The 23,933-nt window shown below is 67.7% G+C and carries 22 protein-coding genes, 1 other RNA gene and 1 pseudogene; 11 read left to right on the top strand and 13 right to left on the bottom strand.

All coding sequences use genetic code 11. The features are described from left to right. The first annotated feature begins 20 nt into the window (after positions 1–20). Positions 21–989 carry an esterase family protein gene (locus AWB94_RS24950; RefSeq protein WP_062657285.1) on the top strand — a complete coding sequence of 323 codons (969 nt, stop codon included), beginning with the start codon at positions 21–23 and terminating at the stop codon, positions 987–989. 71 nt (positions 990–1,060) lie between these two features. On the opposite strand, the gene AWB94_RS24955 is transcribed toward AWB94_RS24950, so the two are convergent. The 4 genes from AWB94_RS24955 to hisN form a co-directional block, all read right to left on the bottom strand. After that, on the bottom strand, positions 1,061–2,446 hold the full coding sequence (locus AWB94_RS24955; RefSeq protein WP_062657284.1) for an FAD-dependent oxidoreductase: 1,386 nt from the start codon (positions 2,444–2,446) through the stop codon (positions 1,061–1,063). 109 nt (positions 2,447–2,555) lie between these two features. Further along, entirely contained in the window at positions 2,556–3,764 is a 1,209-nt protein-coding gene (locus AWB94_RS24960) for an acyl-CoA dehydrogenase family protein (RefSeq protein WP_062657283.1), read from the bottom strand. 14 nt (positions 3,765–3,778) lie between these two features. Continuing rightward, positions 3,779–5,155, bottom strand: coding sequence for an acyl-CoA dehydrogenase family protein (locus AWB94_RS24965; RefSeq protein ID WP_062657282.1), 1,377 nt, complete (start codon positions 5,153–5,155; stop codon positions 3,779–3,781). An 81-nt stretch (positions 5,156–5,236) separates the two neighbouring features. Then, the gene (gene hisN / locus AWB94_RS24970) at positions 5,237–6,013 is read right to left on the bottom strand and encodes a histidinol-phosphatase (RefSeq protein WP_062657281.1); all 777 of its coding nucleotides are present in this window, start codon (positions 6,011–6,013) and stop codon (positions 5,237–5,239) included. Positions 6,014–6,037: 24 nt separating this feature from the next. Between hisN and AWB94_RS24975 the strand changes: the two genes are divergently transcribed. Continuing rightward, the gene (locus tag AWB94_RS24975; protein WP_062657338.1) at positions 6,038–6,397 is read left to right on the top strand and encodes a hypothetical protein; all 360 of its coding nucleotides are present in this window, start codon (positions 6,038–6,040) and stop codon (positions 6,395–6,397) included. Here the strand turns inward: AWB94_RS24975 and AWB94_RS24980 are convergent, their stop codons facing one another. Together AWB94_RS24980 and AWB94_RS24985 are read right to left on the bottom strand one after the other, a co-directional pair. Next, positions 6,398–7,339 carry a type IV toxin-antitoxin system AbiEi family antitoxin gene (locus tag AWB94_RS24980; protein WP_064961313.1) on the bottom strand — a complete coding sequence of 314 codons (942 nt, stop codon included), beginning with the start codon at positions 7,337–7,339 and terminating at the stop codon, positions 6,398–6,400. 110 nt (positions 7,340–7,449) lie between these two features. Then, complete coding sequence (locus tag AWB94_RS24985) at positions 7,450–8,790, bottom strand: FAD-dependent oxidoreductase (RefSeq protein WP_062657280.1); 1,341 nt, start codon at positions 8,788–8,790, stop codon at positions 7,450–7,452. A 141-nt stretch (positions 8,791–8,931) separates the two neighbouring features. Between AWB94_RS24985 and prfB the strand changes: the two genes are divergently transcribed. The 7 genes from prfB to AWB94_RS25020 are packed head-to-tail and all read left to right on the top strand — an operon-like array spanning position 8,932 to position 14,459. Then, positions 8,932–10,038 carry a peptide chain release factor 2 gene (gene prfB, locus AWB94_RS24990; RefSeq protein ID WP_062657279.1) on the top strand — a complete coding sequence of 369 codons (1,107 nt, stop codon included), beginning with the start codon at positions 8,932–8,934 and terminating at the stop codon, positions 10,036–10,038. Between the two features lie 3 nt (positions 10,039–10,041). Further along, on the top strand, positions 10,042–10,950 hold the full coding sequence (locus AWB94_RS24995; RefSeq protein ID WP_062657278.1) for a mechanosensitive ion channel family protein: 909 nt from the start codon (positions 10,042–10,044) through the stop codon (positions 10,948–10,950). After that, entirely contained in the window at positions 10,947–11,486 is a 540-nt protein-coding gene (locus AWB94_RS25000) for an Rv3103c family proline-rich protein (protein ID WP_062657277.1), read from the top strand. Before AWB94_RS24995 ends, AWB94_RS25000 begins: the two co-directional genes overlap by 4 nt. 35 nt (positions 11,487–11,521) lie before the next feature. After that, complete coding sequence (gene ftsE / locus AWB94_RS25005; protein ID WP_062657276.1) at positions 11,522–12,211, top strand: cell division ATP-binding protein FtsE; 690 nt, start codon at positions 11,522–11,524, stop codon at positions 12,209–12,211. Then, entirely contained in the window at positions 12,212–13,108 is an 897-nt protein-coding gene (ftsX, locus tag AWB94_RS25010; RefSeq protein WP_036402410.1) for a permease-like cell division protein FtsX, read from the top strand. It abuts the gene before it with no gap. A 2-nt stretch (positions 13,109–13,110) separates the two neighbouring features. Then, positions 13,111–13,617: an SsrA-binding protein SmpB gene (gene smpB, locus AWB94_RS25015; RefSeq protein ID WP_036402415.1), complete on the top strand. Its 507-nt coding sequence runs from the start codon at positions 13,111–13,113 to the stop codon at positions 13,615–13,617. After that, complete coding sequence (locus tag AWB94_RS25020) at positions 13,614–14,459, top strand: EamA family transporter (RefSeq protein WP_109762306.1); 846 nt, start codon at positions 13,614–13,616, stop codon at positions 14,457–14,459. Before smpB ends, AWB94_RS25020 begins: the two co-directional genes overlap by 4 nt. 72 nt (positions 14,460–14,531) lie before the next feature. Here the strand turns inward: AWB94_RS25020 and AWB94_RS36360 are convergent, their stop codons facing one another. The 6 genes and pseudogenes from AWB94_RS36360 to AWB94_RS25045 form a co-directional block, all read right to left on the bottom strand. Next, entirely contained in the window at positions 14,532–15,530 is a 999-nt protein-coding gene (locus AWB94_RS36360; RefSeq protein WP_420092932.1) for an ABC transporter permease, read from the bottom strand. Between the two features lie 12 nt (positions 15,531–15,542). After that, a pseudogene (locus AWB94_RS36365) lies at positions 15,543–16,082 on the bottom strand (ATP-binding cassette domain-containing protein); the annotation flags it as partial. Next, positions 16,079–16,927, bottom strand: a complete 849-nt coding sequence (locus AWB94_RS25030) for a phosphatidate cytidylyltransferase (protein WP_062657274.1) — start codon at positions 16,925–16,927, stop codon at positions 16,079–16,081. The pseudogene AWB94_RS36365 and the gene AWB94_RS25030, both read right to left, overlap by 4 nt. After that, positions 16,911–17,513 carry a lysophospholipid acyltransferase family protein gene (locus AWB94_RS25035; protein WP_062657273.1) on the bottom strand — a complete coding sequence of 201 codons (603 nt, stop codon included), beginning with the start codon at positions 17,511–17,513 and terminating at the stop codon, positions 16,911–16,913. The genes AWB94_RS25030 and AWB94_RS25035 overlap by 17 nt, the downstream gene beginning before the upstream one ends. Before the next feature lie 62 nt (positions 17,514–17,575). Further along, positions 17,576–18,313: a CDP-alcohol phosphatidyltransferase family protein gene (locus AWB94_RS25040; RefSeq protein WP_084395195.1), complete on the bottom strand. Its 738-nt coding sequence runs from the start codon at positions 18,311–18,313 to the stop codon at positions 17,576–17,578. Between the two features lie 75 nt (positions 18,314–18,388). Next, complete coding sequence (locus AWB94_RS25045; protein ID WP_064961314.1) at positions 18,389–20,194, bottom strand: serine/threonine-protein kinase; 1,806 nt, start codon at positions 20,192–20,194, stop codon at positions 18,389–18,391. A 143-nt stretch (positions 20,195–20,337) separates the two neighbouring features. On the opposite strand from AWB94_RS25045, the gene ssrA reads away from it, so the two are divergent. After that, positions 20,338–20,706, top strand: a transfer-messenger RNA (tmRNA) gene (gene ssrA, locus AWB94_RS25050). Positions 20,707–20,821: 115 nt separating this feature from the next. Here ssrA and AWB94_RS25055 read toward each other — a convergent pair. Further along, positions 20,822–21,616 (bottom strand): helix-turn-helix transcriptional regulator, encoded by a 795-nt coding sequence (locus tag AWB94_RS25055; RefSeq protein WP_062657270.1) that lies wholly within the window; start codon positions 21,614–21,616, stop codon positions 20,822–20,824. Positions 21,617–21,691: 75 nt separating this feature from the next. Here AWB94_RS25055 and ilvD point away from each other — a divergent pair, with 75 nt between their 5' ends. Then, a complete protein-coding gene (gene ilvD, locus AWB94_RS25060; RefSeq protein ID WP_062657269.1) occupies positions 21,692–23,527 on the top strand; it encodes a dihydroxy-acid dehydratase in 1,836 nt (611 codons plus the stop codon). The last annotated feature ends 406 nt before the right edge of the window (positions 23,528–23,933 follow it).

Below are 23,933 nucleotides of genomic sequence, written 5' to 3' on the forward strand. Positions count from 1 at the left end.
GCTTGAGTTGGGATGGATTTATGCAGAACGTTGTAGGCCGATGGATGCGCCGGATCGGGGCTGCTGCCGCCGCGGCGCTCGTCATTCCGGGTGCGGTCGCCATGACCGGCGAAACCGCGACCGCCGGTGCTTTCTCGCGCCCCGGTTTGCCGGTTGAGTACCTCCAGGTGCCCTCGCCGTCGATGGGTCGCGACATCAAGATCCAGTTCCAGAGCGGAGGCGAGGGGGCACCCGCCGTCTACCTGCTCGACGGCCTGCGCGCCCAGGACGACTTCAACGGCTGGGATATCAACACCCCGGCGTTCGAGTGGTTCCTCAACAGCGGCCTGTCGGCGATCATGCCGGTCGGTGGGCAGTCCAGCTTCTACTCGGACTGGTACGCCCCGGCTCGCAACAAGGGCCCGACCCTGACCTACAAGTGGGAGACCTTCCTGACCCAGGAACTCCCGCAGTGGCTGCAGGCCAACCGTGGGGTCAAGCCCACCGGCAGCGCCGCGGTCGGTCTGTCGATGGCCGGCTCGGCCTCGCTGACCCTGGCCATCTGGCACCCGCAGCAGTTCACCTACGCCGGCTCGCTGTCGGGCTTCCTCAACCCCTCCGAGGGCTGGTGGCCGTTCCTCATCAACATCTCCATGGGTGACGCCGGTGGCTTCAAGGCCGACGACATGTGGGGCAAGACCGAGGATCCGAACAGCGCCTGGAAGCGCAACGACCCGATGGTCAACATCGACCGCCTGGTGGCCAACAACACCCGCATCTGGATCTACTGCGGTAACGGCCAGCCCGACGAGCTCGGCGGCGGCGATCTGCCTGCCACCTTCCTGGAGGGTCTGACCATCCGCACCAACATCACCTTCCGCGACAACTACCTGGCCGCGGGCGGTAAGAACGGCGTCTTCAACTTCCCGGACAACGGCACGCACAACTGGGCGTACTGGGGTCGGGAGCTGCAGGCGATGATCCCCGACATGCAGCGCACGCTCGGCTGAGCTGACGCGTAGCGAAATCCCCCGGGACCGTATGGTCCTGGGGGATTCTGCGTTCGGGCCGATCGCGGTCGTCAGGGACCGGCTGACGGGATCGGTTGCGCCGCAACGGGCGCGGACACGCGACGGCGCTGGTTGACCCGCGCCGTCCGGGTGACGAAGCCGGGCCGGCACAGCCGCAGCGGCGAATCGAGCATGCCGGTGACCCGCAACAACTGCATCGCGGTGTCCTCATCGACCTCGGCCGCCCGCATCACCCAATCGAGATAGGCGTTCGACAGCCGCATGGGCAGCGGGCGGCGACCGGACACCTCGGGCAGGGCGAGATCGGATCCCACCGCGGTCTGCCATGCCACCCGGAGCCGGCGCGCGCTCGCCCGGAAGAAGCGGCGGCCCAGATCATGATCGCCGTGACCCAGGCACTCCCGCAGGATGACCGACTCGATTGCCGCGACTGTCATGCCCTGTCCGTAGATGGGGTTGAAGCTGCAGATCGCATCGCCGAACACGAGCAGGCCCCGCGGGAAACGCTTCATCTTGTCGTAGCGCCGCCAGCGGTTGGACGGCACCCGGTAGTGTTCGACGTCGCTGAGGGGGACGGCGGCGCGCACCGCGGCCAGGGCGTGCGGCGGCGCGAAACCCTCACCGAAAGCCAGCAACTCGGCTCGGTCGGCCGGTGGCTCGTGCCCGACCATCGAACCCACGGTCATCATCCAGGTGTCGTCCTCGTAGCCGACGAGGGTCCACGTCCGGGGACGGTCCGGTGCCGGGAAGAGCCCGATCATCTGCTCGTGCAGGGTGCCGGGCGGGATGCGCAGCAGTTGGCTGGCGTAGGCGAGCTTGACGACGAGCTCGTCTTCGCGCGGGCGACCGTAGCCGAGTCCGTCGAGGAAAACCGGTGTCCGCGAGCCGCGCCCCGTCGCGTCCACGACGATATCGGCACCCACGATCCCGCGGTCGTCACCACCGTGTCGGGCCACCCGGACACCGGTGACGTCACCGGCTCCGTCCGACGAGAGATCGATGACGTCGTGACCGTCCAGCATCGTCACGTTGGGAATGCCACGCACCCGCCGGCGGATGTTGCGCTCCAGCAGCGCACGGCTGGGAAAGTACAGCGGCGGGGCGCCCGGCGAGACGACGTCGCGGTGGTGCGCGAGTTCGTGGCCGCCGATGGCGATATGAATCCGGGTCAGCTCGGTGGTCACCGCCGCCACCCCGTCGGCAGCCAGCTCGTCGCCGAACCCGGGGAAGAGTTCGGTGAGGATCTGGGCACCCCGGGCCAGCAGCGCGTGCCCGTGTCGGCCCTGCGGGACACCGCGACGCGCGACGGCTTCGTCGTCGAGCACATCGCGTTCGACGATGATGACGTCGCGATACCGTTCGGACAGCACCCGCGCCGCCAGGAGGCCGCCGACGCTGGCGCCCAGCACGACCGCGCGATCACCGATGATCTCCATTTCTGGAGTGTCCGTGCGCGGTCCCGGGCGGCATAGAGTATGCCGGTACTCGAAAACGCCGACGGCGTCCGTGCGAATCCCGCACGGACGCCGCCGATCGTGTCGGACGCTACTTCAGCTGCGCCGAGGACAGCCCCAGCAGTCGCCGGGCGACCACCAGCTGCTGAATCTGTTGCGTGCCTTCGAAGATGTCCAGGATCTTGGAGTCCCGCGCCCACTTCTCCAGCAGTGCCTCCTCGGAATAGCCGGCGGTACCGGCCATCTCGACGGTCTTGAGGGTGACGTCGGTTCCCACCCGGGCGGCCTTGGCCTTACCCATCGAGGCTTCCTTGGAGTTGGGGATCTTGTTGTCGGCCTGCCACGCCGAGCGCACCGTCAGCAGGTAACCCGCCTCCCAGTCGGCTTCCATCCGCAGGAACTCCGCGGCGGCGGCGCTCTGCGCATGGGCGGGCTTGTCGTAGGAGATCTCGACCCCGGCCTCGGTGAGGATGGTCCGCAGCTCCTCCAGCGCCGCGCGGGCCACACCGACGGCCATTGCCGCGACGATGGGCCGGGTGTTGTCGAAGGTCTCCATGACCCCGGCAAACCCCTTGTCCACCTTGATCTCCGGATCGCCCAGCAGGTTGTCCTTGGGGATGCGGGCGTTCTCGAAGCGGATCACCGCGGTGTCGGAGGCCTTGATACCGAGCTTGTGCTCGAGGCGCTCCACCGTCACCCCGGGATGCTCCCGAGGCACGACGAACGACTTGATCGCCGCGCGGCCCTTCGATTTGTCCAGCGTCGCCCACACCACGATGTGGGTGGCCCGCGAACCGGCCGTCACGAAGATCTTCTCGCCGTTGATGACGTACTCGTCGCCGTCGAGGGTGGCCGTCGTCGACACCGCCGCCGAATCCGAACCGAACGACGGCTCGGTGATCGCCATCGCGGCCCACACCTTGCCGAAGCTTTCCAGCTGTTCCTTGCTGGCCACGCTGGAAATCGCGGCGTTGCCCAGGCCCTGGTAGGGCACCGACAGCAGCAGCGCGACGTCACCCCAGCTGATCTCCAGCGCGTTCAACAGCGCGGACATGTTGGCGCCGTTGATGTTCTGGCCGGTGCTGTCGCCGGAGGCGAATGCCTCGGCCCCGGCGAACGAGATGGTCTTGGCCTCCGAGATGCCCTCGAAGAGGGTGGCCAGGGTGTCCAGCTCGACGGGGTAGGCGTGCTCGGCTTTGTCGTACTTGCGGGAGATGGGACGCAGCATCTCGGCCGCGCCCTGATGCCCCTTCTCGATGACCGCTTGCAGTTTGCGGGGCATTTCCAGATTGATCGCCATTGTTCAAAGCCTTTCTAAAGGACCACGACACCCTCGGCGACACCGATTGCCCGCAGATCGCGGTACCAGCGTTCGACCGGGTGTTCCTTGGTGTAGCCGTGCCCGCCGAGCAGTTGGACACCGTCCAGACCGATCTGCATGGCCTTGTCGGCGCCGAACTTGTGGGCCAGGGCGGCCTCGCGGATGAACGACAGGCCCTGCTCGGCCCGCGACGCCCCGCGCCAGGTGATCAGCCGCAACCCGTCGAGCTCGATGGCGATGTTGGCGGCCATGAACGCCACCGACTGGCGGTGCGCGATCGGCTCACCGAACGCCTCGCGTTCCTTGATGTAGGGGATGACGTAGTCGAGCACGGCGTGCGAGGTGCCGACGGCCAGTGCGGCCCAACCCAATCGGGCCAGGGCGACGGCCTCGGAGTAATCGCCGTCGGACGCTTCGTCCTCACCGAGCCGGTTGTGCAGCGGCACCGCGACGTTGTCCAGTTCCACCTTGCCCAGCGCCGCGGCGCGGATGCCCATGCTCGGGTCGGCCTTGACGGTCAGACCCTCCGACGACGATTCGACGATGAACAGCGCCGGCTTGCCGTTCAGTTGCGCGCCGATGATGAACAGCTCGGCGTCGGCGGCGGCGGGCACCAGCGACTTCACCCCGGAGAGCCGGTATCCACCGGGGGTCCGGACCGCGGTGGTCTTCAGTGCCGTCGGGTCGAACAGCGCGTGCGGCTCGGCGATCGCCACGCAGGCCTGCGGCACGTTCTCACCGGCGAATTCGGGCAGATAGGTGGCCTGCTGGTCGGCGCTGCCCCAGTGGGTCAGGGCCGAGGCGACACCGCCGGGCGCGAGGATCGGCAGCGCCAACCCCATGTCGCCGTAGGCCAGGGCCTCGGCGACCAGCGCGGTGGTGACGGTGGAGCGATGCGCGGCGATCCCGTCGAAATCCTCGGGGATGTTGATCGCGGTGATACCGAGCTCGGCGGCCTTGGCGATCAGGTCCTTCGGGTAGCTCGCGGCGTCGTCGGCGTCGTGCGCGGCGGGCCGCAGGATCTCCTCGGCGAACTCCTGGACCGTCTCGACGATCAGCTTCTGATCCTCGTCGGGGGTGAGGTCGAAGTAGTCGGAACCGCTGGGCTTGAGCCGCGTCGCCGGTTTGCCGAGGCCCTGGACCCGCTTGATCTGGCGGGTCGTCGCGCCGGCGGCGGAGAACGCCGTCTTGACGCCGTAGCGCAGGGTCTTGTTCAGCGGGTCGCGCAGACCGTAGCGGTCCAGGAATTCCTGGCCGACCAGGGGCGTGATCAGCGCCAATCCGATATCGGTCGCTGTCCTCTTGTGCTTGTGCAGCCCGACGGCACTCTCCGGTCCGGTGCGCTTCGGGCGGGATTCGATCTGGGTCATGTCACAGCCTCATTCAGTAGGTGCGGTGCGCCATGACCGTATCTTACTCCAGAGTAAGGTCGGCAAAATCTGTTACGAAGTTCACACCAGGCGGCGCAGCACCTGCTCGTGCAGCAAACCGTTGGTCGCCAGCGCGCTACCGCCGTGCGGCCCGGGCCGACCGTCGACACTGCTGAAGGTGCCGCCGGCCTCTCGGATCAGGATGTCCAGCGGGGCGATGTCCCAGACCTTCACCTCGGGCTCACACGCGATGTCGACCGCGCCCTCGGCGACCATGCAGTACGACCAGAAGTCGCCGTAGGCGCGCACTCGCCACACCTCGTCGGTGAGGGCGACGAACTTCTCGCGGCGGTCCTCCCAGCCGGTGGTCAGATCCGAGTAGGACAGGCTCGCCGCGCTCAGCTCGCTCACCCCGGACACCTGGATCCGCCGGGTCGTCCCGTTGAACGAGACGTACGCCCCCTCGCCGGCGGCCGCCCACCAACGCCGCCCGAGCGCCGGCGCGCTCACCACGCCGACGATCGGCACGCCGTCGTCGACCAGGGCGATCAGGGTGCACCAGACCGGCACCCCGCGCACGAAATTCTTGGTCCCGTCGATCGGGTCGATGATCCAGGTGCGGCCCGCTGTGGTCCCGGAAGTCGTTGCGCCGCCGAATTCTTCACCGAAAACCGCATCGGCGGGCCGGGCCTGGGTCAGGGTCGCGCGCAGCGCCTGCTCGGCGCCCTGGTCGGCGTCGGTCACCGGGGTCAGATCCGGCTTGGTCTCCACCCGCAGATCCAGTGCGCCGAAACGTTCCATGGTCAACGCGTCGGCCTGATCGGCGAGTTCCAGGGCGAGAGTCAGATCGGTGCTCACCCGTGCAGTCCTACCATGGTCGTCATGTGGGAATTCGCTATGGTGTTGCTGTTGATCGGGGCACTGGTGCTGCTGGCCGGACCGTGGATCCGTAAGCGTCAAGGCCGCGGCGGCGGTGTCGCCAGCGGTTGGCAGTCCGGCAACCTGCTCGTGACGGGCGTCAGCCCGCGCCCGGACGCGACCGGCGAGCAGTTCGTCACCATCACCGGCGTGATCAACGGACCGACCGTGGCCGAGCATGTGGTGTATCAGCAACTGACCGTCGACGTGAACGACTGGCCGACCATGGGGCAGCTCATTCCCGTCGTCTATTCGCCGAAGAATCCGGACAATTGGCGCTTTGCGCCCCCGCAGGTGCCGGACAATCCGGCCGGCTTGTATTAGTCAGACCGCGAGATTGCGGCTGTTGCGCGGAAGTTCGAGTGGCGAGCGCAAGAACTGCAACTTCGCGGCGAGTCCGGCGCGGCAGGGATGTGCCGGCCCGAGCCTGCCGTCCCAGCCCCTGGCGACGAGAGCGCGATAGGCGCGCTCGACGATCATCCAGTCGGTGTCCTCTTTGATCACCCGCAGGACGTTCCAGCCCAGCGCGTCGAGTCGGGGGAGTACCCGCAGATCTTTCACGTACTGAAATCTGTTGGTGCGGTGCTGATCACCGTCGTACTCGATGACGACCTTGAACTTTTCCCACCCCATATCGACGGTGCGGAGCACCCGCGCGCCGTCCGTCACCGGAAGCTGGGTGGCCGGCTTCGGGAAACCGGTGTCCAGGAGTAGTAGACGCAGCCGGCTCTCCTGGGGTGAGGCAGCACCGGAATCGACGAGGGGAAGCAGTGCGCGTAGCTGTTTGAGCCCGCGGGCGCCCCGGTGACGCTCGATCAAGGTGGATACCTCGTCGGCGTCGAAAGCCGTGACCCGCTGGAGTTCGTCCATTCTGGCGAGCGCTTCGGTTCGCGGGCGGTGGCGCCCGAGGTCGAACGCAGTACGGGCCGGCGTCGTCAACCGAACACCGGCAAGCATCACCTCGTCGGATTCCAGCCGATCGCGGCGCACCACGATGCCTGCAGGCGGCCTGCTGATCTCCCAGATCAACTCGATGGGGATCTCGTCATCGATCCAGCACGCGCCGTGCAGGGCGGAGGCGGCTACGCCGGCGATGACACCGCCCTGATGCGATCGAAGCCATGCCGCGGCAATCCGGTCAGCGAGCGTCAGCACCTGGCCCTTGGGTGCGTATACGTCGCGGTGCACGCGATCGTGGTGGCGCCGCAACTCGTAACCGGTCATGCCGCCCCGGCGCGCTTGGCTGCCGACGATGAGCTTTCCCATGCCGGGATACTCGGCCCCGGCACCGACATCCGGTCGCGAGATTGCGGTTGTTGTGCACAAGTGCGAGTGGCGAGCGCGACAACTGCAATCTCGCGGGGGCGCGGGAATGATCAGCCGTGTGCGATGCCGAGCATGTCGGCGACACTGACCAGCTTGACCCGCGGCCGGTTCTGAGCCTCCCCGACGGCCCGCTCGTGGGCGTCGATGCGTTGCCAATGATCGTCGGTGACCAATTTGGGTTGGCGCTCCAGCAGCCACGCGACCAACTCGGACGCGTGGTCCTCGGCGAATCCGGGCTCGCCGAGATCGGCCAGCAGCGTCTCGACGGTGTCCGCCGAATCCTTCTTGTTCGACCCGATGACGCCGGACGGGCCGCGCTTGATCCAGCCCACGACGTACTCGTTGCGGCTACCGTCGACGCGCCCGCCGGTATGCGGGATGGTGCCGGAGCGGTCGTCGAAGGGCAGCCCGGCCAGCGGCACCCCGCGATAACCGACCGCGCGCACCACCAGCTGAACCGGGATCTCTTCCCGCTCGCCGGTGTCCTTGGCCACCACCCTGCCACCCTCGTCGACAAGTTCGTTGCGGCCCAATACTATTGACTCGACGCGGGCATTGCCGCGAATCTCGATCGGCGACGTCGCGAACTTGAACACCACCCGCCGCTTCACCTCGGTCGGTGTCAGCTCGGCGTACTCGCGCAGCACCTTGACGTTCTGCTTGACGGTCTTGTCGGCCGCCTCCAGCTCTTCGTCGGTGATGGCGTCGAAATCCGCGCGGTCCACCACGATGTCCACGTCGGCCATCTGTTCCAGGTGGCCGAGCTCGCGCAGTTCCAGCGTCGTGAACGGGGCCTGCAGCGGACCGCGCCGGCCGACCACGATCACCTCCTTGATCCCGCGCACGCCGAGCGAGTCCAACGCGTGGTCGGCGATATCGGTCTGGGCCAGAATTTCCGGATCGCTGATCAGGATTCGCGCGACGTCCAGGGCCACGTTGCCGTTGCCGATCACGACGGCACGCTCGGCGTTCAGATCGGGGGCGATGCCCTCGAAATGCGGATGCGCGTTGTACCAACCCACGAAGTCCACCGCGGCCACGCTGCCCGGCAAATCCTCGCCGGGAATCCCGAGTGCCCGGTCGGATTGCGCGCCGACGGCGTACACGACCGCGTCGTAGCGCTGCGCCAACTCGGCCGCCTGGACGTGTTCGCCGACGGTGATGTTGCCGAAGAACCGGAACCGGGGGTCCTCGGACGTCTTCCCGAACTGTGCGCTGATCGACTTGATCTTCGGATGGTCGGGTGCCACCCCGGACCGCACCAGCCCCCACGGCGTGGGCAGCATCTCCAGCATGTCGACGCGAACGTCTCGATCCGACTTCAACAGCGACGCGGCAGCGAAGAACCCCGAGGGGCCCGAGCCGACGATCGCCACGTGGTACGGGCGCATACACAAAGCCTTTTCGTCAGGCTGACCGGCGGCGCGCTATGGGCTGTCGCGACGTCGCCGGACCGCTTACCAGCCCGATGCTAGCCGCGGCGCGGCCATCGAGGGCGGAGTCTGGACAAGCGGCCGGTACCCTGAACTTTCGTGGATCCCGACCTACTTGCAGATATCGCCGCCCTCGACGCAACGCTCACCACCGTGGAGCGGGTGCTCGATGTCGACGGTCTGCGCGCCCGCATCGCCACGCTGGAGGCCGAGGCCACCGACCCCAACCTGTGGAACGACCAGGCCAACGCCCAGAAGGTGACGAGCAGCCTGTCGCATGCCCAGAGCGAGCTGCGCCGCGTCGAGGAACTGCGCCGCCGTATCGACGATCTGCCGGTCCTCTACGAACTGGCGGCCGAAGAAGGCGGTGAGGACGCCAAAGCCGAAGCGGACGCCGAACGTGCGCAGCTGCGCGAAGACCTGGAGGCCCTCGAGGTTCGTACCCTGCTGTCGGGGGAGTACGACGAGCGCGAGGCCGTCGTCACCATCCGCTCCGGCGCGGGCGGGGTGGACGCCGCCGACTGGGCGGAGATGCTGATGCGGATGTACATCCGCTGGGCCGAGGCCCACAAGTACCCCGTCGAGATCTTCGACACCTCCTACGCCGAGGAGGCCGGCATCAAGAGCGCCACCTTCGCGGTGCACGCGCCCTACGCCTACGGCACGCTGTCGGTGGAACAGGGCACACACCGGCTGGTCCGGATCAGCCCCTTCGACAACCAGGGCCGCCGACAGACCTCCTTCGCCGACGTCGAGGTGCTGCCGGTGGTCGAGACCACCGACCACATCGACATCCCGGAAGGTGACCTGCGCGTCGACGTCTACCGCTCCAGCGGCCCCGGCGGGCAGTCGGTCAACACCACCGACTCGGCGGTGCGGCTCACCCATATCCCCACCGGCATCGTCGTCACCTGCCAGAACGAGAAGTCCCAGCTGCAGAACAAGGTGTCGGCCATGCGGGTGCTGCAGGCCAAACTCCTGGAGCGCAAGCGTCAGGAGGAACGCGCCGAGATGGACGCGCTCAAGGGTGACGGCGGCAGCTCGTGGGGCAACCAGATGCGGTCTTACGTGTTGCACCCCTATCAGATGGTCAAGGACCTGCGCACCGAATACGAGGTGGGCAGCCCGTCGGCGGTGCTCGACGGCGATATCGACGGGTTCCTGGAAGCCGGGATCCGGTGGCGTAACCGTAAAGATGACGAGTAGCCCTTGAACTGGTCGCAGCATTGGCACGGCTTCTGGCAAGGCCAGATCGGCGAATGGATCCTCACCCGGGGATTGCGGATCGTCATGCTCGTGCTTGCCGCGATGCTGGCCGCCCGATTCGTGAACTGGATCGCGCAGAAGGTCACCCAGCGCATCGACGCCGACTTCCGGGAGAGCGATGCGCTGGTCCGCTCGGAGACCACCAAGCACCGGCAAGCCGTCGCCTCGGTGATCTCCTGGGTGACCATCGCGATGCTCGTGGTCATCGTGTTCGTGGAGTTCACCGACATCCTGGCCATCCCGATCGCCTCGTTGGTGGCGCCCGCGGCGGTGATCGGTGCCGCGCTCGGTTTCGGTGCCCAGCGGCTGGTGCAGGACCTGCTGTCGGGCTTCTTCATCATCACCGAGAAGCAGTACGGGTTCGGTGACCTGGTCGCGTTGACCGTCTCCGGAATCGCGCTGCCGGCCGAAGGCACGGTCATCGACGTCACACTGCGGGTGACCAAGCTGCGCTCCTCCGAGGGTGAGATGTTGACCATCCCGAACGGCCAGATCGTCAAGACGGTGAACCTGTCCAAGGACTGGGCCCGCGCCGTGGTGGACATCCCGGTGCCGGTGACCGCCGACCTGCACACGGTGAACGATCTGCTCAACGGGGTATGTGAGTCCGCGATGAACGATCCACAAATGCGCGAACTACTCCTGGACAAGCCGCAGGTGATGGGCGTGGAGAGCATCCAGGTCGACACCGTGAACCTGCGGATGGTGGCCCGGACCCTGCCCGGTAAACAGTTCGAGGTGGGCCGGAGGTTGCGGCTGCTGGTGATCGCGGCGTTGGCCGGTGCGGGTATCGCCTCGCCCGCCGAGACCTCGACGCTGGCCCCGGCGGTGGCACAGGAGCCCAAGCAGTGAAATTCCAGTTGCGCCGCGAGGGGGAGAACCGGCACTGGCCGCACTATCTGTTCTGGGGCCGGATGCGGACGTCCACCTTCGCCCTGATCGTCGCCTTCTTCTTCACCTGGTGGCTGTACTCCACCTATGCACCGGCACCCGCACCGCCGCCGGCCCCGGCCCAGCAGGTGGTTCCGCCGGGCTTCGTGCCCGACCCGGAGTACACCTGGGTGCCGCGCACCAAGGTGGAGACCCCGCGCAGCACCTACCGCACCACGACCACGACCACCCCGACCACGACCACCCCGACCACCGAGCCCACCCCGACAACCGAGACCACGCCGCCCACCGACACCACCACGCCGGGTACGCCGCCGACCGCCACCACGCCGGCCCCGCCCACCACGACGGTGATCGATCCCGACGGCCCCGGCCCGATTCCGCCGCTGACCTTGCCGGTCCTGCCGGGGGCGGCGCCGCCACCGACGACGCAGACGACGATCGATCCCGGCGTGCCCCCGGCGACACCTCCGCCGCCGGCACGCAGCGCGAACTGACCCGCGGCCCCGTCCGGCTACACTGGCGTGCCGTGATGATCACGCTCGACAAAGTCAGTAAGCAGTACAAATCCTCGGCGCGGCCCGCGCTCGACGATGTGTCGCTCAAAATCGACAAGGGCGAGTTCGTCTTCCTCATCGGCCCCTCCGGGTCGGGCAAGTCGACGTTCATGCGGTTGCTGCTGGCCGCCGAACACCCGACCAAGGGCGATATCCGCGTCTCCAAATTCCACGTCAACAAGCTCTCCGGCCGCCACGTCCCGCAGCTGCGTCAGGTGATCGGCTGCGTGTTCCAGGACTTCCGGCTGCTGCAGCAGAAGACGGTCTTCGACAACGTGGCGTTCGCGCTCGAGGTGATCGGCAAGCGCGGTGACGTCATCAACCGGGTGGTGCCCGACGTGCTGGAGATGGTCGGGCTATCCGGCAAGGCCAACCGGCTGCCCAACGAGCTCTCCGGTGGCGAGCAGCAGCGGGTGGCGATCGCGCGGGCGTTCGTCAACCGGCCGCTGGTGCTGCTGGCCGACGAGCCGACCGGCAACCTGGACCCCGAGACCAGTAAAGACATCATGGATCTGCTCGAGCGGATCAACCGCACCGGCACCACCGTGCTGATGGCCACGCACGACCACCACATCGTGGATTCCATGCGTCAGCGTGTCATCGAACTCGAACTGGGCCGGCTCATCCGCGACGAACAGCGCGGCGTCTACGGAATGGATCGCTAAGTGCGTTTTGGCTTCCTCATCAACGAGGTTCTGACCGGTTTCCGCCGCAACGTCACCATGACGGTGGCGATGATCCTGACCACAGCCATCTCCATCGGCTTGTTCGGCGGTGGTCTGCTGGTGGTCCGGCTGGCCGACCAGTCCCGCGCCATCTACCTGGACCGGGTGGAGAGTCAGGTCTTCCTGACCAACGACGTCTCGGCCAACGACCTCACCTGCGACTCGGATCCGTGCAAGGCGCTGCGCGCCCGGATCGAGGCGCGCGACGACGTGAAGTCGGTCCGCTTCCTCAACCGTGACGAGGCCTACGAGGACGCGGTCAAGAAGTTCCCGCAGTACAAGGACGTTGCCGGCAAGGACGCGTTCCCGGCGTCGTTCGTCGTCAAGCTGGACAACCCGGAGCAGCACAAGGACTTCGATCAGGCCATGCAGGGCCAGCCCGGGGTGCTCAACGTGCTCAATCAGAAAGACCTGATCGACCGGCTGTTCGCCGTGCTGGACGGGATGAGCAATGTCGCGTTCGCGGTGGCGCTGGTGCAGGCGATCGGCGCGGTGTTGTTGATCGCGAACATGGTGCAGGTGGCCGCGTACACCCGGCGCACCGAGATCGGCATCATGCGGCTGGTCGGCGCGACCCGCTGGTACACGCAGCTGCCCTTCCTGGTGGAGGCCATGCTCGCCGCGTTAATCGGTGTCGTGTTGGCCGTCATCGGGCTTATTGTGGTGCGGGCCGTGTTCCTGGAAAAGGCGCTCGACCAGTTCTACCAAGCCAATCTGATCGCCAATGTCGACTACGCGGACGTGCTGTACTACAGCGCTCCGCGGATGCTGCTCCTCGGCATGGCGATGGCTGGCATCACGGCCTATGTCACCCTCCGCAGTTACGTCCGAAGATAGAGATGGCTACCACGAGTAAGAAGCCAGGCAAAGCTGCCGACAAGACCAACAACCAGGTCGTCGCGACCAATCGCAAAGCCCGGCACAATTATTCGATCCTGGAGACGTTCGAGGCCGGGGTGGTGCTGGTCGGCACCGAGGTCAAGAGCCTGCGTGAGGGGCAGGCCTCGCTGGTCGACGCCTTCGCGACGGTCGACGACGGCGAGGTGTGGCTGCGCAATCTGCACATCGCCGAGTATCACCACGGCACCTGGACCAACCACGCGCCGCGGCGCAACCGCAAGCTGTTGCTGCACCGCCGCCAGATCGACACGCTGGTCGGCAAGATCCGGGACGGCAATCTGACCCTGGTGCCGCTGTCGCTGTACTTCACCGACGGCAAGGTGAAGGTCGAACTGGCGCTGGCCCGCGGTAAAGAGGCTCGCGACAAGCGCCAGGACCTCGCCAAGCGGGACGCTCAGCGCGAGATCAGTCGCGAGATGGGCCGACGGGCCAAGGGTATGCGCTGATCGGCGTCGCGCTCGCGCTGGTGTCGGCGATCGGCTACGGCGTGAGCGACTTCGTCGGGGGTATCGCCTCGCGCCGGGTGGCGGCGCTGCGGGTGGTCATCGTCTCCTATCCGTTGGCCTTGGTGCTGCTGACCGGGCTGGCTTTTGTTGTCGGCGGTCATATTTCACAACCGGCGGTGTTCTGGGGCGTGCTGTGCGGGTTGGCCCAGGCGTTCGGGGTGTGGTGGTTCTACGCCGCGCTGGGGGCGGGCCCGATCTCGGTGGTGTCGCCGCTGACGGCGATCCTGGTGGCCGGTGTCCCGGTCGGGTTCGGTGTCGTGATGGGGGAGCGACCCGGCGCGGTCGCGCTCGTCGGCATCGCGGTGGCGCTGGTCGCGGTGGTGTTGGTGTCCCGGGGTGTCACCGATGAGGATGTCACCGAGCACCGGTTCACCACCAAGGTGGCCTGGCTGACCGTCGGATCCGGGTTGGCGTTCGGGCTGAACTTCGTGGTGATCGACCAGGCCCCGCACCAGGCGGGGTTGTGGCCGCTGGTGTTCGCGCGGCTGTCGGCGTCGCTGTTGGTGGTATTCATCGCGCTGGCCGCCCGCCAGCTGCGGGTTCCGACGGGGGTCCCGTTGTGGCTCGCCCTGTCCGCCGCGGTGCTGGACACCATGGCCAACGTGGCCATGCTGCTGGCGCTGCAGAACTCGCTGCTCTCGTTGACCGGCGTGCTGATCGCGCTGTATCCGGCCGGCACGGTGGCCCTGGCACTGGTGGTGCTCAAGGAGAAGGTCACCCGCTGGCAGGTGGTCGGGATGGTCGCCGCCCTCGCCGCGGTCGCCATGATCGCCGGCGGTTAGTGGTTCTCCCGCGAGCGCCCGTGTTTGCACGCGACACGCCGCGAAATGTTGGCATTTTGGGGCCGCTCGCGATCACACGCGACGCAATTGCCACCGCGTGACGACGGCGAACGTGAGGGCGAGCAGTCCCAGCATCGCCATGTCGAACCACCAGGCGGCGGCCGTGTGCTGCCAATGCCCGTCCTGTGCGATGCCGACCACCAGGTTGCTCAGATCCGCCGTCGACGCCGAGGCGGAAAAGCCCCACCGTGCCGGGGTGACCGACGCGAGCGCCGAGAGGGTCGGTCGGTCGGTCACCGGGATGAAGCCTCCGGCCAGCACCAGTTGCGCGGTCAGTGCCACCGCGAGCAGCGGCATCACCTGATCGACGGTCCGCGCCGCGGCCGAGATGGCCAGGCCGAGGATCGCGGCCACCACCGCCGTGGTGGCGACACCGACCCCGAGTTCCAGCACGGGGCTACCCAGGGTTGTGGCCTCGGTGGGTGCTGGTTTGCCGATGCAGACGATCAGGACCAGCAACGTCGCTTGCGCGGCCGCGACCGTGCCGAACACCGCGATCTTGGCCAGCAGGTAGGCACCGGCCGACAGGCCGGCCGCACGTTCCCTGGCGTAGATCGCCCGCTCGCCGGTCAGATCACGCACCGTCAAGGTGGTGCCCATCAGGATGGCGGCGAAGTTGGTCAGCGCGATCACCTGCTTGGCCTCGAACGGAGCCGACATCGCCGAGCTGAGGAACCCGGCGTGCCCGGACACCGTCAGGGGCAGGATGCCCACCAGCACGGGCAGCACCGCCAGGAATGCCAGATAGCCGCGGTCGGCGGTCAGCAGCCGGACCTGACGGCGGGCCACGGTGCGCAACTGCCCGACGGTGCCCTGGCGGCGGGGCGGTCGCGGTGAGCGGGCCAACACCGGGGTGTGCGGGTAATGCCGTTGCGCCCCGTGCGGATCCGCGCACAGCCGGGCGAAGATCTCGGCCCAGTCCGTGCTGCCCAGCACCAGCCCGAGGTCCGCGGGCGTGCCGTAGTAGGCCGTCTTGCCGCCGGGTGCGAGCAACAACACCTGGTCGCACACATCCAGGAAAGCCAGCGAGTGCGTGACGACGATGACGACCCGGCCGGCGTCGGCGAGTCGACGCAGCAGCGTCATCACCTGGCGGTCGAGGGCCGGATCCAGCCCGGTGGTCGGCTCGTCCAGGATGAGCAGTGACGGGCCGGTCAGCAGTTCCAGAGCCACCGAGACCCGTTTGCGTTGCCCGCCGGACAGTTTGTCGATTCGGGTACCGGCATGCGGCGTGAGTTCCAGTTCGGCGAGCACGTCGGCGATCGCCGTGGGTGCCGTGCCGCGTAGCTCGGCGGCGTAACCCAAAGCCTCTGCGACGGTGAGTTTTCCGTGCAGGATGTCCTCCTGAGGCACCATGCCGACGGTGCCCTCGAAGTGCACGGCACCAGAGTCGGGCCGGGTCACCCCGGCCAGGACGCGGGCCAGGGTGGACTTGCCGGCTCCCGACGGGCCGATGAGGGCGGTGAGCGTGCCCGGCCGCGCGGAGAACGACACCTGGTCCAGGCGGGTATCGAGGGTGACGCCGTGGACGTCCACACCGCGGGAGATCGTTTGCGTTTTCATGTCAGTACACACACCAGGGGTAGGGCCAACAGGAGGGAGTCGATGCGGTCGAGCAGGCCGCCGAAACCGGGCAGCCAGGCGCCGGCGTCTTTGACCTGAGCTTGGCGCTTGAGCATCGATTCGAGCAGATCGCCGAACAAACCGCCCACGGCGACCGCCAGCACCAGCCCGACCGAGACGGTGCCGAGCACGAACAGCACCGCCGTGGCACCGAGCACCGCGCCGACGACACCGCCGAGGGTTTTGTTCGGACTCAACGGGGAGATGGGGCGGCGGGCCCACGCCATACGCCGCAACCCTTTGCCGCCGCACCACGCGGCCACGTCGGTGGCGGCCACGGCGAAGCAGACCAGGAAGGCATCCGGCCACACCAGCACCAGGTGAGCCAGCGACCAACAGATCCACACCGAGCCGAAGGCGGTGAAAGCGGTTCGGCGCGAACCCGTCTCGATATCACCGGACAACACCGACGGCACCGCGCACAACACCACCAGCAGCGGCGTCAGCGCCAGCAGCGACGGGCGCAGCCACGCCGCGACCGGATAACCCACCGCCAGCACCAGCAGCACCGCGGTGTCGGCGCGGCGCAGGCCGATCAGCCGGCCGTATTCCAGCACGGCCACCGCGGCGAGTGCGGCGGCGAACGCGGCGGTGGTGCCGGGCCCGAGCACCGTCGGGATGCCGACGGCGGGGGCGATCAGCACCCAGGTACGCCACTTGCGGATCAGGTCGGGCTGGCGCGAGAACAGCACCGCGATACCGGCGACGGCCAGGATGCCGACGGTGAGTGCGGGCAGGAACCAGGCCGGTCGGCCGAAGTCCACGGTGTCAAGCAGCGAGGGCATGGTGCTCTCCGGTACGCAGCGCCAGCACCGCGTCGCGCAACCGCGCGGCCGTCGTGTGGTGTGGGTCGACGGGGTCGCCGAGGTGCACCCGCATCGGGGACCCGGGGGCGAACGTGCCGCCCTTGGGCAGCACATCGGCGGTGCCGAGCACGGCGACCGGGACGATCGGCACACCGCAGTCGCGGGCCAGTCGCACGGCGCCGGAACGGAATTCGGCGATGCTGCCGTCGGTGGACCTGGTGCCTTCCGGGTAGATGACGATGGTGTGGCCGGCCTTCAGCAGCGGGCCGGCCGCCCGCAGCAGGGCGTCGTAGCTGCCGCCGCCGCTGCGCCGCAGCGGTAGCACGCCGATGAGCGAGGTGGCGATGAGCCGGCGCACCGGCACGTCGAACCAGTAGTCGGCGGCCGCAGCGAACATCACCTTGGCCGACGGGGGAAGGGCGGCCAGCAGTACCGCGGTGTCGGCGTGCGAGGCGTGGTTGGCGACGACCACCGCACCACCGCGGACCCGCCAGCGACCGGTGACCGTCAGCCCGCCCGAGGCGGCACACACCGTGCGCCACAGCCAGTGTCGGAGCGCGCTCATGGGTTGCCGATTCGCTCGGCGAGCCTCGCTCATGGATTGCCGATTCGCTCGGCGAGCCTCGCTCATGCCGCCACCGCCCGCATCGGCCGGGTGGGCAGGTTGGACGCGGCGATCCGCGGGCGGGTCATCGGCACCGTCACCGGATCGTCCTCGACGGCCTGCGCCGTCAACTCGCGATGCGCGCTGCGCAGCCGCAGGGCAGTGGTGATCAGTGAGCCGTTGACCAGCTGGGCCAGCAGGATCGGCATCAGACCGGGGAACGCGGTGGCCAGCACGGTGAACACGCAGCGTTCGGTCTTTCCGAGCGGCCCACCGTTGATCCGGGACGCCCCGGCCCCGGCGGCGGCCAGCGATGCGAAGGTGGGCAGCGTCGCAGCCAGTGCCGCGATCACGACCTGCAGCACCGTCCAGGACAGCCACTGCAGGCCCGGCCCGTGCTGACGCGCGGCCCACACGGCCAGCCCGCCGAAGGTGAGCAGATCGGCTGCGCGGTCACCGATTTCGTTGACCACGAAGCCCCACGGCCGGCTGACACCGCGAGCCCGGGCGACCGCGCCGTCCAAGTTGGCGCCGGCCAGCCGCAGCACCAGGAACACCGCGGCCAGGTGCCACCAGCCGAGGGCGATGAACCCGCCGGCCACGCCGGCGGCGAGCACCCCGGCGGCGGTGAAGACATCGGGTGAGATGCGGTGCGCGACAGCGGTGTCGAGGATGGGGGTGAGGCGCGCGGTGAACCACGGCTTCAGCGCGTAGAGGCCGGCCATGCGGCGTCGTTGCGGGGAAGGCACATACCGGTTCATGGCTGGCTCCTTTCGTGATGGGTGTCTCGGTCACGAAAAGGTTGCGGCCAGGTGCTTGGCGGATTCTTGTGGGCGTCAGTCCCCAGTGCGGGTGAAGGTCTCGTCGAACTCGGTCTTCATCGCGCACGGCGCGGATTCTTCCCAGGTGCCGTGCCCCAACAGCAGGTTGATCGGGTTCTGCGCGGGCTGCGGCAGGGGGTACTGCCCGGTGGCGGTGAGCTTGATGACGGTGCCGTCGCAGACCGCCTCGGACTGGCTGTTGAGCGACCAGGTGCCGTTGGCGAAGAGCAGCGGACGGTAGTCCTCGGGTTTGTGGAAGTAGCTCATGCACCGCTCGCCGGTGCGCAAGCAGTCGGTCCGGACGGTGTAGTCCCCCTGGATCGGGGGCAGGCCGTTACGGAAGGTGCGGGTGCTCCGGTAACTGCCGTGGAGGGCTGCGGCGGGGGAGACGACGCGGGCCGGCAGCGCAGCTGGGTCGGGCAGGGTGGCCGGGTCGACGTCGGTGGTGCGGTTGAAGGTGATGGTCGCCCGGCCCGAACAGGAATTGCCCGCGGTGCCGGTGAACTGGCCGGTGAGGGCGCCGTCCGGGCGTTCCCGCAGCGTGAAGACATACCAGATCTCGTCGGCGATATCGTGGCATTGCTCGGCGGCCAGTGCGACCGCGACCCACTGCCCGTCGATCTGATCGAATTCCAGTTTGGCGACCGGTGGACCACCGTCACCGCTTTGGCGCTCCGCGACCGCCACGCACCCGTCCGGCCGGCAGCTCGAGCGCACCGCCCACATCGCCGTCGTGGGTTTGGCGCCGTCCAGCGGGCCGCCGTCGATCAGCGTCGGTGCGCTGAACACGGCCTGATACACGCCGCCGAAGGCGGACACCGGGGGTGCGCTCAACGTGGTCGACGGCGCCGCGGCTGGGGCGTCCTTCTTGGTGAGGGCCAGGCTGGCGACGACCCCGCCGGCCACCAGCACGACGACGGCCGCCACGGCGGTGAGGATCAACCCGGTGCGGCTCTTCTTCTCGGGTTTCGGCGGCGGTGTCCAGGCCTGTGTCGGAGCGGCGTCGCTCGGGTACGTGAGTGCCCGCTGCGCCGCGCCGGCCAGATCCACGGTGGTGGGGAAGCGGTCGGTGGGGTGCTTGGCCAAACCGGTGGCGATCACCTGGTCCATGGCGGCCGGGATGGTAGGCAGGTCCCGCGACGGCCGCGGCGGGGGCATCATCATGTGGCTCACCGCGACCTGCTCCAGGGTGTCCCCGGGGAAGGGCAGGTTGCCGGTGAGGCACTGGTAGAGCACGCACGCCAGGGCGTAGATATCGGAGCTGGGGCCGCTTTCACCGGTGCTGAAGCGTTCGGGTGCCATGTAGGCCCAGGTGCCGACGGTGGTGTTGGCCGATGTGAGCGCGGTATCGGTGTTGGCGCGCGCAATACCGAAGTCGATCAGATAGGCAAAGTCGTTGTCGCCCAAGAGAATATTGGACGGCTTCACGTCGCGGTGCACCAACCCGGCCTGGTGGGCGCTGTGCAGCGCCGAGGCGATCTGGCCGATGATGTACACCGCGCGGGCGGGTTCCAGCGGGCCGTTGTTGATCAGGGTCTGCAGGTCGGCGCCGTTGATCAGTCGCATGGTGACATACAGGCGCCCGTCGATCTCACCGACGTCGTGGATCGGCACGATGTGCGGGTCGTCCAGCCGGGCCGCGGCCCGGGCCTCGCGCCGGAACCTCTTCTCGTAATCGGGGTCCCGGGCGAAGTGCGGCAGCAGCATCTTCAGCGCGACGACGCGGTCGATCTCGGTGTCGTAGGCGCGCCATACCTCGCCCATCCCGCCCCGGCCCAGCAATTCGATCAGCTGGTAGCGGCCGAACGGCGTCCCCTGCACCGAATCACGATAAACCAGCAGGCCCACGGCTTCAGGGTGGTTGATCGACGGGAGCAAATGGGTAGCCGGAACAAATATTGGCTGGCCGCCGTTGAAGAACACGGTATGATGGACTGTCCTGCCGAAAGTCGGCAGGGATGCGAGGGGCCGAACGGTTTCGACATCGCGCATCGAATCAAGGGAAGCGTGCCGGTGCAGGCAAGAGACCACCGTAAGCGTCGTTGCAACCAATTAAGCGCCGATTCTCATCAGCGCGACTACGCACTCGCTGCCTAAGCGACTGCGTGTCTGTCAGACCGGGAGCGCCCTCGGCCCGGACCCTGGCATCAGCTAGAGGGACCCACCCACGGGTTCGGTCGCGGGACCCGTGGGGACATCAAACAGCGACTGGGATCGTCATCTCGGCTCGTCTGCGTGACCGGGAGATCCGAGTAGAGGCATAGCGGACTGCGCACGGAGAAGTCTTGAGGGAATGCCGTTGGACCCGGGTTCAATTCCCGGCGGCTCCACAAGAGAAGGCCAGGGCACACGCCCTGGCCTTCTTTCGTCTGGTCGGCCTGGCCGCGTTTGTGCGGTTTCATCCGCGACGCGCCGCGACGGGCGGATGAAACCGCACAAAGCCCGAACCTATAGCGGTGTGTAGACGACGATCTGGAATTCCGGCTGATCCGAGGGGCGCAGCTGGTGATGCTCGTAGCGGACCACGCCGAGCTCCGGGTGGTGGAAGACCCGCTCGCGCGATTCGAACCCGCGGATGTCGTGACGCTGCCACCCGGCCCGGAAATCGGCGCTGGCCTCCGATAGTCGCGCCACCAGATCGAGCAAGGCCGGATCGCCCAGTCGCGAACCGATCTCGGCGCGGAACTCCGCCAGGAAACGCTGACTGGTCACCTGCCAGTCATCGAGGAGGTCCCGCACGGCCGGATCGGTGAACACCACCCACAGCAGATTGCGTTCGGTTGGCGGGGTGGTGGCGACATTCGGGTAGAGCCGTTGGTAGGCGGCATTCCAGCCGGCGATGCCCCATTCCGGCGTCAGCGCGTAGGCCGGGTTGTCGCCGATGGCGTCGAGGAAGCGCTGGACGTGCGGTGGCACCGTCGTCGTGACGTCGCTGGCCGCCCCTGCCGGCAGGGGCGCGAACCCCGCCAGGCTCAGGACGTAGCGGTGTTCGGGTACACCCAAGCGCAGCGTGCGGCTGACGGCGTCGAGTACCTGCCGGGACGGATTGATGTCCCGGCCCTGCTCCAGCCAGGTGTACCAGGTGACGCTCACCCCGGACAGGTAGGAGACCTCTTCGCGCCGCAGCCCCACCGTCCGACCTCGCCCGGCAGCAGGCAGGCCGAAGTCGGCGCGGATCAGGCGTTCACGGGTGGAGCGCAAGAAGGCGCCCAGCTCGGTGCGGCGTTCCTCGTCGGTGGGCATACCGAAGCCTATTACTCTCACTACTAGTATTGAAGGCGTCTTCCCAGCGTGCGACCCACCCCCGACAGTGGAGGCATGATCCCGCTGCGTTCCCGCACCGTCACCCATGGTCGCAACATGGCCGGAGCTCGCGCCCTGCTGCGCGCCGCCGGCGTCGCCCGCGAGGACTTCGGCAAGCCGATCGTGGCGGTGGCCAACAGCTTCACCGAGTTCGTGCCCGGCCACACCCACCTGCAACCGGTCGGGCGCATCGTGTCCGAGGCGATCAAGAATGCCGGCGGTATCCCGCGCGAGTTCAACACCATCGCCGTCGACGACGGCATCGCCATGGGACACAGCGGGATGCTGTACTCGTTGCCGTCACGCGACCTGATCGCCGATTCGGTGGAGTACATGGTCGAGGCGCACAAGGCCGACGCCCTGGTCTGTATCTCCAACTGCGACAAGATCACTCCGGGCATGCTGATGGCCGCGCTGCGGCTCGACATCCCGACCGTGTTCGTCTCCGGCGGCCCGATGGAGGGTGGGCGCGCCACCCTGGTCGACGGTCGGGTGCGCAGCGGGCTACACCTGATCGACTCGATGTCCGGCGCCGCCGACCCGTCGGTCTCGGACGAAGATTTGGCGCGCATCGAGGAGGCGGCCTGCCCGACGTGCGGGTCGTGTTCGGGGATGTTCACCGCGAACTCGATGAACTGCCTGGTCGAGGCCTTGGGCCTGGCGCTGCCCGGCAATGGCTCGGTGCTGGCCACCCATACCGCACGGCGCGCCCTGTACGAGAAAGCAGGCGCCGCCGTCGTCGAGCTGGCCACCCGGTATTACGGCCAGGGCGATGTCTCGGTGTTGCCGAGGGCCGTCGCGTCGCGGTCGGCGTTCGAGAACGCCATGGCGATGGATGTGGCGATGGGTGGTTCCACCAATACCGTGCTGCACCTGCTGGCCGCCGCGCACGAGGCGGAACTGGACTTCGCCATCACCGAGATCGACGAGATCTCCCGCCGAGTGCCGTGCCTGTGCAAGGTGGCCCCCAATGGCTCCTATCTCATGGAGGACGTGCACCGAGCCGGTGGCATTCCGGCCATTCTCGGGGAACTGCACCGGGCGGGGTTGTTGGCCAAGGATGTTCACGCTGTGCACGCCTCGACTCTCGACGAGTGGCTGGCCGACTGGGACATCCGGGGTGCGGATCCCTGCGGTGAAGCGTTGGAGCTGTTCCACGCCGCGCCCGGTGGACGCCGCAGCGCCACCGCGTTCTCTCAATCCGAACGCTGGGAAACCCTGGACACAGACGCCGCGAACGGCTGCATTCGCGATGTCGCCCATGCCTATTCACCCGACGGCGGGTTGGCGATCCTCACCGGCAATCTCGCCCCCGACGGGGGTGTCATCAAGACCGCCGGCGTCGACCCCGGCGCGTTGACGTTCGAAGGGCCCGCGGTCGTCGTCGAATCACAGGAGGAGGCGGTCGACGCGATCCTGGGTGGCCGCGTCACCGCCGGCGACGTCGTGGTGGTGCGGTACGAGGGCCCGCGGGGCGGGCCCGGCATGCAGGAAATGCTGTATCCCACTTCCTTTTTGAAGGGTCGCGGGCTCGGCAAGTCGTGCGCCTTGATCACCGACGGGCGGTTCTCCGGTGGCACCTCCGGCTTGTCGATCGGGCACGTGTCGCCGGAGGCCGCGGCCGGCGGTCCGATCGCCCTGGTGCGCGACGGTGACCGTATCCGCATCGACATCCCGTCGCGCGCCATCACACTCGGCGTCGCCGACGAGGAACTGGAGCGGCGGCGCGCTGAGTGCAACGGGGTGTACCGGCCGCGGGATCGTGACCGGCCGGTGTCCACGGCGCTGCGGGCATATGCGATGTTGGCGACGTCCGCGGATCGTGGGGCGGTGCGGGAGATCCCGGGCTGACACGTCGGGCTGTCCGCGTGTGTGCGGTTTCGTCGGACGTGGGGGACACTCGGTTCGTCGAGCGATCCGACGATCCGAGCTCCCCAAAATGTCGATCGATCAGCTGATCATCGTCGATGCCATGCGTAATGAATGTTGGTCATGATATTAACGAGCTAGCAAATGTGGTCGCCGTGTTTCTTCGATAAGAAGGACTCCTTCGGCCACCGCGGGGTACCGGGTCGTTGTATAGGGGATGTTGCAATGACAAACTCTTGGGACACGCCAGGGGAAATACCTCGAAATCGGATCGCGTCCACGGCGCTGTGTCCTCAAGGACATGTCAATGCGGCTCTTCATGATTGAGGGTGTAGAACGGTCAGCTGCTGTCGGCCTGTGATTGGGGTGTCTGGTTGGCTGGGTGTGT

The organism is Mycolicibacterium canariasense, assembly GCF_002101555.1.
Lineage (GTDB): Bacteria > Actinomycetota > Actinomycetes > Mycobacteriales > Mycobacteriaceae > Mycobacterium > Mycobacterium canariasense.